Raw genomic sequence first — 8,293 nt, 5'->3', positions numbered from 1 at the left:
CTGCAGCCCGCACCGGGCGACCCCGATCGTGCAGGCCATCCTCGTCCTACATCACGTCGAGAACCCGACCCACCGAGGATGAAAAAGGCTCATTGCAGATCGCCTTAGCTCATCACCGCGCGTGGACCGGCAAAAACCTCGAAACGGCGATGACCTACATCGCGGACGACGTCGTGCTCGATGCCCCTCCCGGGCGACTCGCCGGCATCCACGCCTACCGCGAGTTTCTCAGGCCGTTCGCGGAACAGTTCCTGATCAGCGCGGAGATGATCGCCGCATTCGGGGACGACAGCACAGCCCTGCTCATGTACGACACCGAAACGATCCCGGCCAAAAGCGCACCGGCGGCCGAGTGCGTCACGGTCCGGGACGGAAAGATCGTCCACAACCGGTTCATCTTCGACCGTCTGCCGTTCGAAGAGTTCCAACGCCGGCAGGCCGGTGATGGCGTTCGATGACGAACTGGCCGTCCGGGTGCGGGAGGCCCTCGCCGACCAGTCGGGCGTTACCGAGAAGCGGATGTTCGGCGGGCTCGCCTGGCTGGTGCACGGCCACATGGCCGTCGTCGCACTCAACGGCGGAGGCCTGATGGTGCGGGTCGCCCGAGCTGACCACGAGATGATGCTCGCCGAACCCGGTACCGCCACAATGGTGATGCGCAGCCGACCCTTGCGGGGCTGGATCACAGTGGCCGAGCAGGCCTGTGCCACGCGTTCGGACCTGGTCACCTGGGTACGGCGCGGGCTGGCCTACGCGTTGACATTGCCAGGCCGGTAGGCGTCAGCTCGCCCGCCGGTACCGCGTACCAGCGGGCGAGCTGGCCATCCACTTGTGGCACTTATGTCAAGGCGCCGCTCGAACCAGGGGTTTAGGGTGGTTGATGGCGGGTCCGGGAAGTGGCTTGTCCGAAGGGCCGATGTCCGGGGTCAGGTCGGTCACGCTGGATTGCAGAGTCGTCCCCGAGTGCCCTCCCGGATCCGCCGCCTGCCGTCGTTTCTGGTCGGCGACCATCTGGGCGTAGACGACGTTGGACAGTCGCCGCTTCAGCGCGCGCTGGTGGCTCCGGTGCTGTGGACCGTCGGGGCCGACGGGGCGGTTCTCACGACTGGTTGGCCTGACGCGCTTGTCGCTGCCCCGGCTGCCGCCTTACGGTCACGGCCGGATTTTGCTAGGTTGACCGCCGTGGCCGTCGTACGGGCGTTCGAGCACGACGATTACTCTCCCGAATATGGACTCGTCGTCCTGCGGGACCCGGACGACCCGGGGGAGCCGGGCGACGATCCGGAGTTGCCGCGCGGGCGTGACCGTGAAGACGAGCCGACCGGCACGTTCGCCGGAGCTGGCGCCGGCTGGATCCTGTGTCAGGCCGGCGACGGCCACCACATGGTGCGTTTGGAGCTGCACGACGGCCCGCCGCCAGCTGACCACGCAGGCTTCGACGACGTGCTGGAGACTCCCTACCGTGCGAGCTCCGGGGGTCTGTCGCTGACCGTCCTGACCAGCGGCGCCGGTCCGGCCGACCTCGAGCTGGGTGGCGCTGGCTGCTACCGGGTCCGGGTGGCGCGCCGGCGGGGCGACACCGAGGACCGGTTCGGGGATCGCTGGTTGCTGCGCTTCTGGCCGGATCCGGCACCTGAGCCGCCGGTCTGGCTGGCTCGCGGCCGGCCGGCCGTCGGTCCGGGCTACGACGGCTGGCAGTCCGAGCTGCAGTACGAGCCGATGGAACTGGCCGGCATTGTCAACGCCGCGGCCCGTGAGCACGCCGGGCCGGTGACCGTGGAGCACATCGACGACTGGGGCCGGACGCACTCGCGCCCGCCGGGATGGCTCGACGCGCCGCTGTGGCAACCGCCTCGGGAGCCGTTGACCACCGGCCACGCCGACCTCGATGAGCGCAACGCCGCCCAGCGCGCGGAGGTGGTGGCTCGGCTGGCCGGGCAGCAGCGCCGGCTTGACGAAATCGCTGCCGAGCTGGGCGTGCCGCCGGTGCGCCGCAAGCGTGACCTGCTGCCGCTGCTGGCCGCCGCCGGCATCCTGGTTCGCGGGGGCCCGGACGGCTACCGCGCCGGGCGGCCGGCCCGGGTGGACACGGTGCTGTCGTTGCCGCCCGACCGGGTCCGGTCCGTCCGGCTGCAGGACGCCCGCAGCCGGTACGGCCCGCTGGCCGAGGATCTCGAGGCGGTGTTGAGGTGGGCATCCCGGGCACCGCTGGCGACCACAGCCGCCGAGCTGGCCGAACGGCTGCTGGTGAGCGAGGCAGAGCTGCGCGACGGGCTGGCCTTCGCGGAGCGGACGGGCCTGCTGCACGTCGACGGCGGGGAGCCGCTGCGGCTGTGGCTGGGACGCCGGCCGAGCCCGGCGTCGGCCCCCCCGACCGCGCCGGTCACCCCAACCGTACCGGACGTCCCAACCGCGCCGGCCGCGCCCGTTACACCGACCAGGATGTCGGTCGCCGCGCCGATGCTGTCCGGTCCGGCGCCGAACTCGGACGGCCCGTCGACCAGAAGCTTCATGCTAGGTGCGATGGCGCGGGTGGCGGGCGACGCGGCGGACGGCCGCGGGATGTTCGTGAGGTTCCCGCAGCGCAACCGGGAGGAGCCGCCCGGCCCGCCGTTCGGTGCGCCGCCGCGGGCCGGCGTGATCGAGGCGAACGGCACCCTGGTCGGGTGGCGCGACGGCGCGCGGGTGGACCTGGCCCGGCTCGAAGCCGCGCGCTGGAGCCGGGCACTCCAAACCAGGCAGGGCGTGCTTGTGGTGAGCCACGGGCACCCGGCCCGGTTGGTCTCCGCGGCCGGCGAGGCGACCGAGATCGACGAGGTGCGGATGCCGGGCGTGATGCTGCTGGGCGACGGCCGGCGGGTGGCGGTGGTCGACAGCGAGCACCGCCGGCGGGTGTCGCGGTACCAGCTGCGGGTGATCGACCTGGGCGGCGGCCCGGTGGAGACCATGCCATGGCCAGACGACCGGGGGATCAGCCTCGTCGGGGCGTACCGCGGCACGGTCTTCTTCGCCGACCACCAGGCCCAGTGGGCCACAATGCGTTGGACACCCGGCACCGACCCGGAGCGGTACGCGCACCCAGTGCAGCAGATCGACCCGCTCACCGGCACTGGCAGCGCGCGGAAGGTGGAGGGGATCACCGTAGTTCGGCCAGACGGGACGACGGTGACGGTGCCGGTCGACCAGATGGCCCGGCTCGCGCCCGGCGGTGACCGGTTGTGGACGGTGCGCTCCAACCCGCCGGCGCTCACGCTGTTCCCGGTCGAGCCGGGAGCTACGGTGCAGCCGCAGGTGTGGTGGTTGCCTGAGGACCGCCGGCGGTCCCCACAGGGGACGTATCGAGAGCCGATCTGGGAGGACACCGAACACGTGCTCTTCGGCTACCACCCCTGGCACTTCCCGCGCGAACCCGCGAGCGGAGTACGGCTGTCGGTGCGCGACGGCGCGATCGAGCGGTTACCCGCCGTCGGCTCCCGCGGGCAGTCGGTGATGTTCGTGGAGCCAATGTTGACGCCGTAGCCCTTTGTGCAAGGACGTCAATGTGGACTTTCATAAAGGGCGGCCACGACGATGACGACCTCTACCCAACGGATCACGCCGATCGTTGCCCCTCGCCGAAGATCAGACACACGTATCTGCCGAAAGTAGTGCGTCTGCGTTGCGGAGCACCGACGAGCTGGGTGGTGCGCGAGGCGAGTTCGTGATTCGCCAGTATGGTCGGGAGGTAACGACCGACCAGCCGGAGCAGCAGCGGTGGACGTGGAATCGGCGGGTCTCGCCGCGTTGGCTGCTTCGCGGACCCGCAGTTCCCGACGACGGGGATGTCCTAGCGTTGTGCGTCAACATCGACGGGTTGTTCGTCGATCTGCCACCTCGGCCGCGGGAACGCTTCACCCTCCTGGGCTGCGTACCGGACGGGGCCGTCGCCTCGAGCCTCGACAGTGGCCCCGCTGCGATTGCCGTCAACGGCGGCCGCGACTGGTTGGGCAACCTGTGGGTGTCGGCGATGCCCGACGACCGAGCGACACGGGACGGCTGGTTCGGCGTGTATCTGCTCGACGTGACCGTCCTGGGCCAACGGCCGTCGACGACCTCGCCAGGGCGTGTCGACGTCGACCTGGAAGGCCTCGTCCACGTGGACGATCGCACGGACGCCGTCGACCACCCCGGCGACGTAACCGGGTTCGTGCTGCGCGGTACGGACGACACACCGTACGGTGCCTGCGCCGACATCACGGGCGTCTTCCGGGACCAGGCCGCGCCACCGGTACCGCATGTCGTCCTGGTCGGGTGTCAACCCGAGCCGCTACTGCAGGCCGCGATCGCCGCCATGCCGAAGTCGACAAAGACCGGCCTACGCCGTCGCCAGGTAACAGCCGACGTGGAAGCCATCGCCGCCGATGGCTCGGCGTTACCCCTGATAGGCGGCCTCGTGTACGGCACGATCGTGTCGAGCGTGCCGTCCTTGCTCGGTGACGGCCTCCTTGACGTCACCGTCGCCAGCGAGGTACACCAGCCGCACTCGACGGGAAAACGTCCATTCTGGAGCAGTGGCTTGCTGGCCGACCCGCTGAGCGCAACCTGTGGGCCGGCTACGACCGGACGCTACGGCACGAATGGTCCGGCATGGTACTGGCCTATCGCCGCTCCGATCTCCTGGACCAGTCGGCAGGGATCGTGTTTGACCTCGACGGCCGCTTCGTCACCGACATCGAGGGCTTCTACTGCGCCATCGGCGAGGCCATCAACGGCCCGGGCGGCTACTTCGGTTGGAACCTCGACGCCCTTAGCGACTGCCTGCATTCGAGGTGGGGTGCCCGCACACCGTTCCGGCTGGTCTGGCACAACTCGGCGGTAGCCCGCGAACACCTCGTCGCCGGCTACAACCGGCGTCGGTACGAGCCAGCGGTCACCCTCGACTACCTCCTGCAGATGCTCACCGAACACGGCGTCGAGGTCGAACTGCGCTGAACACCTCGCCTCGCCCCCTCCTCCAGTCCGCACGTGCGCCGAAGATGCATCCTGTAATGCCGCCGAGCGCAGGCGGTGGTCAGCTGGCCGCGCGTTTCCATGGACGCTCGATCCACGGATTGTTGTCGAGGTAGGCCGTGAGCTTGGGGAAACGCTGCCTCGTACGGGTCTCGTCGCGCAGATCGGCCGCCGTTCCGGAGGGCGTGTCGGGCCTGGTGGGGCCTCACCACCGCCGACGAGGACGCCGTGATCGACGCGATCGTCGCCGAGGTCGAGGAGAACGTCCGGCACGACATGATCGAGAGCGGCCTCAACGAGCGCTTCGACCTGCGGATCCGCAACAGCCGCGACCACGCCGACCCGTTCGGCGAGCCGAACGTGAGCCGGGTGATCGTCGGCGGCACGATCGCCGAGTCCGGGACCCCACGATCGGCATCGCCCAATACATCAACCCCGGCAACTTCGGCACCGAGGACAGCGCCCTGGTGCTGCTCGACGTGCTGAGCGACCCGTCCGGCGAGGCCTCGCTAAACACGTACATGACGGCGGCCAGTGACCGGATCGCCTTCGTCGGGCAGGCGGTCGGCAACGTCACCGCGCACGAGGCGGGTCACTTCTTCGGCAACTGGCACGTCGACCAGTTCAACGAACAGGCCAACATCATGGACCAGGGCGGCAACCCTGCGCTCATGTTCGGCGTCGGCGCCGACAACATCGGCGGCACCGCCGACGATCCCGACGTCGACTTCGGCGAGGACCTGCTCAACCCCGGTGAGGGCTTCACCGGCATCGAGGACACCGCGACCCGGATCGAGTTCGCGGTAACCAGGTAACGGTCGCGGACCGGGGGCCTGCCACGGCGGGCTCCCGGGTCCCGCTACGGCCGTCTGTCCCGTGGTGCGGCTGGCGGGTGCTTTCGCGCGTCCCGCGCATCGGAGAGGACGACGGCGGCGAGGACCGCGGCGATGGCGACAGCGGCCAGCAGCGGTGGGGCGAGCAGCAGCGGTGCCGCCAGCGCGAGCAGGGTGAGCAGGGCGATCGGTCGGTCTGGCGAAACCCGACCGAAGACCGTGTGTTCCAGGAGGGCCCGTCCCACGATGAACAGCGCGGGTCCGCCGACGAGGACGGCGACCCACGCCGGGTGACTGTGGCCGAACGGTTGGGTGATGACGAGTTCGTCGCCGACCGCGGTGACGACCACGCCGGCCACCATTGTCAGGTGGGCGAGTGCCATGGGGCGGGCCAGCCGTATCGGATCGGCGGCGGCGTCGATGGCTTCGGCAAGTAGCTCTCCGGCGCGGAAGACGTAGATCCTCCAGAGGAGCACGGTGGTGAGGATCGAGGCCGCGAAGGCGCCGGTCCGGTCGGCGGTGAAGTCCGTCCGGGTGAAGGTGAGCCCCGTGACGAGGATCAGTTCGCCGAGGGCGATGATGAAGAGTTGGCGGTGCCGCTCCGCCATATGCTCGGCGGCGACGGGCCACTCGGGTGCGGTTATCCGCCCGAGCCGTGGGGTGGGAAACCGGAGGGTGAACGCGGCGTAGTTGATCGCCGCGCCGAGGGTCCAGAGCACGGCGCGTGCGGCATCGCCGGTGACACTGCCCGCGATCCAGAGCACGCCGGTGCCGGTGGACCAGACGAGTAGCCGCCAGCCGGTGCGCCTTTCCGGTTGGGGCAGGGCGACGGCGAAGAAGAGCGCCATCGCGATCTGGAGTACGGCGTAAACGCTCGCGAATACAACGCTGCGCTCGTCGAAGGCGTCGGCCAGAACGGCTGCCATCGCGATACTGGCGATCATGGTGCCCAGGACAACCACCTGGACCGTGGTGCGGCGAGGGTCCAACCGGTTCGTCAGCCACGCCGTAAGGCTCCAGATCCACCACACCGAGAGGAGCAGCACGAGGGTCTCGTACGCCCCCGTCCAGGTCAGCTCCGAGATCAGCTTTCGGGAGAGTTGGGTGAAGGCGAAGACGAACGCCAGGTCGAAGAAAAGCTCCAGGAGCGCCACCGGCTGCCGTTCCCGGGGCGCCCTGAGTAGCCCGCCTGGCTGTTCGTCCCCCATCACCTGCGTCCTACCGATCCGGACTCCGCACCAAGGTCGAAACTCGGCAAACCACCCAAACGGGTGGAGCCGCACGTGCACCGGTCGACGAGTCGTCGCCGCACCCGCACCGTGGCCAGCCGGTTGAGATCGCTGGCGGGTGGTGGAGTCACTCGACCTGTATCTGGAGTTCGATCCGGGTGCGGGTTTTCCGGGCCGAACGCTGGAGAACGCGTTACGGGAGAGCATTCGGACCGGCCGGTTGCCGGCCGGGTCGCGCCTGCCCGGGAGCCGGAGCCACCGACCAGGGCCTGTCCCGGGGCACGGTGGTGCAGGCGTACGCGCAACTGGTGGCGGAAGGGTGGCTGGTGTCGGCGCCCGGCTCGGGCACCCGGGTCGCGGACGTACCTCACGAACCGCCCGACTCGCGCGAGAAGCCGCGGCCCGCGACGGCGACCGGGCCGGTGATCGAGCTGCGGCCGGGGATTCCCGATCTCGGTTCGTTCCCGCGTACGGTCTGGGCCGGCAGTGTTCGCCGCGTGCTGGCGACGGCGTCGCACGGCACGTTCGACCATCCCGACCCGACGGGACTGCCCGCGTTGCGGGCGGCGGTGGCCGTCTATCTCGCGCGTGCCCGTGGGGTGCGCTGCGACCCGGACGCGGTGGTGATCACCGCGGGCTTCACCCAAGGAAGGCCCATCGATAGCGAGGGGAGCCCCGGTTGCGGCGATGTGCGCCTCGAGTGGGAGGCCGCAGAACCAGTCAATCCGAGCGTTGCGCCGGTCACGCGCCAGCTCGACCGTCCTGGACACGCTGCATGGTTTGCCGCCCGTGCGACACGATCCAGTCCTGCACGGCGAGGAAGTCATCCTCGCTCAAGGGACCAAGCAGCAGCGTCGCGGCGTCCCGGATTGACCAGTTGTAGAGCTCGTCCTGTGCCTGGAACCAAAAGCTCCTCAAACTGTTCAATCTCGCTTGGGGCCAACGCGCGAAGGCGACGGAGGAGCGCCCGGGCGACGCGTTCGGTGTCACTACCCACCCCAGCCCGGGCACCTTCGACGATGCGCCAGAAGACCGCCCACTCCACTGCCAGACCGTACCAAGTCGGTCCTGTGCCGTCGGTCGGCGCGACGATCCTCGCCACCCCTTGTCGGTAGGTCTGAGCCGGCGTGATTCAAGATCGGGCACCCGGATCTGCCGCCGACCGTGCGCGTGGCTGTTGGTCGACTGTCACCGCTACGCGGGTTCCTCTGCCGTGCTGCCGTACAGGGTGGCGAGGACACG

General features: G+C 69.7%; 8 protein-coding genes. 6 read left to right on the top strand and 2 right to left on the bottom strand.

The window, feature by feature from the left end:
* From ACWD5O_RS36585 to ACWD5O_RS36560, 6 genes are all read left to right on the top strand, one after another.
* Positions 1-458 (top strand): nuclear transport factor 2 family protein (locus ACWD5O_RS36585; protein WP_450088119.1); only part of this gene is annotated, 458 nt, incomplete at its 5' end.
* Complete coding sequence (locus tag ACWD5O_RS36580) at positions 445-777, top strand: TfoX/Sxy family protein (protein WP_450088118.1); 333 nt, start codon at positions 445-447, stop codon at positions 775-777. The genes ACWD5O_RS36585 and ACWD5O_RS36580, both read left to right, overlap by 14 nt.
* Before the next feature lie 405 nt (positions 778-1,182).
* On the top strand, positions 1,183-3,519 hold the full coding sequence (locus tag ACWD5O_RS36575) for a hypothetical protein (protein ID WP_450088117.1): 2,337 nt from the start codon (positions 1,183-1,185) through the stop codon (positions 3,517-3,519).
* 1,158 nt (positions 3,520-4,677) lie between these two features.
* Positions 4,678-4,971: a barstar family protein gene (locus tag ACWD5O_RS36570; protein ID WP_450088116.1), complete on the top strand. Its 294-nt coding sequence runs from the start codon at positions 4,678-4,680 to the stop codon at positions 4,969-4,971.
* 246 nt (positions 4,972-5,217) lie between these two features.
* Positions 5,218-5,475 (top strand): hypothetical protein, encoded by a 258-nt coding sequence (locus ACWD5O_RS36565; RefSeq protein ID WP_450088115.1) that lies wholly within the window; start codon positions 5,218-5,220, stop codon positions 5,473-5,475.
* Positions 5,457-5,804 (top strand): hypothetical protein, encoded by a 348-nt coding sequence (locus ACWD5O_RS36560; RefSeq protein ID WP_450088114.1) that lies wholly within the window; start codon positions 5,457-5,459, stop codon positions 5,802-5,804. Before ACWD5O_RS36565 ends, ACWD5O_RS36560 begins: the two co-directional genes overlap by 19 nt.
* A gap of 44 nt (positions 5,805-5,848) precedes the next feature.
* Here the strand turns inward: ACWD5O_RS36560 and ACWD5O_RS36555 are convergent, their stop codons facing one another.
* Together ACWD5O_RS36555 and ACWD5O_RS36550 are read right to left on the bottom strand one after the other, a co-directional pair.
* Positions 5,849-7,030, bottom strand: coding sequence for a low temperature requirement protein A (locus ACWD5O_RS36555; protein ID WP_450088113.1), 1,182 nt, complete (start codon positions 7,028-7,030; stop codon positions 5,849-5,851).
* A gap of 762 nt (positions 7,031-7,792) precedes the next feature.
* Positions 7,793-7,969, bottom strand: a complete 177-nt coding sequence (locus ACWD5O_RS36550; protein WP_450088112.1) for a DUF4240 domain-containing protein — start codon at positions 7,967-7,969, stop codon at positions 7,793-7,795.
* Positions 7,970-8,293: the final 324 nt, after the last annotated feature.

This window comes from Micromonospora sp. NPDC005161 (genome assembly GCF_053599855.1).
This window is presented reverse-complemented; position numbering and strand designations above follow the sequence as displayed.

Bases quoted from the DNA above. Each gene is read 5' to 3' on its own strand.
- ACWD5O_RS36580 (WP_450088118.1), top strand. From the start codon at position 445: ATGGCGTTCGATGACGAACTGGCCGTCCGGGTGCGGGAGGCCCTCGCC.
- ACWD5O_RS36555 (WP_450088113.1), bottom strand. From the start codon at position 7,030: ATGGGGGACGAACAGCCAGGCGGGCTACTCAGGGCGCCCCGGGAACGG.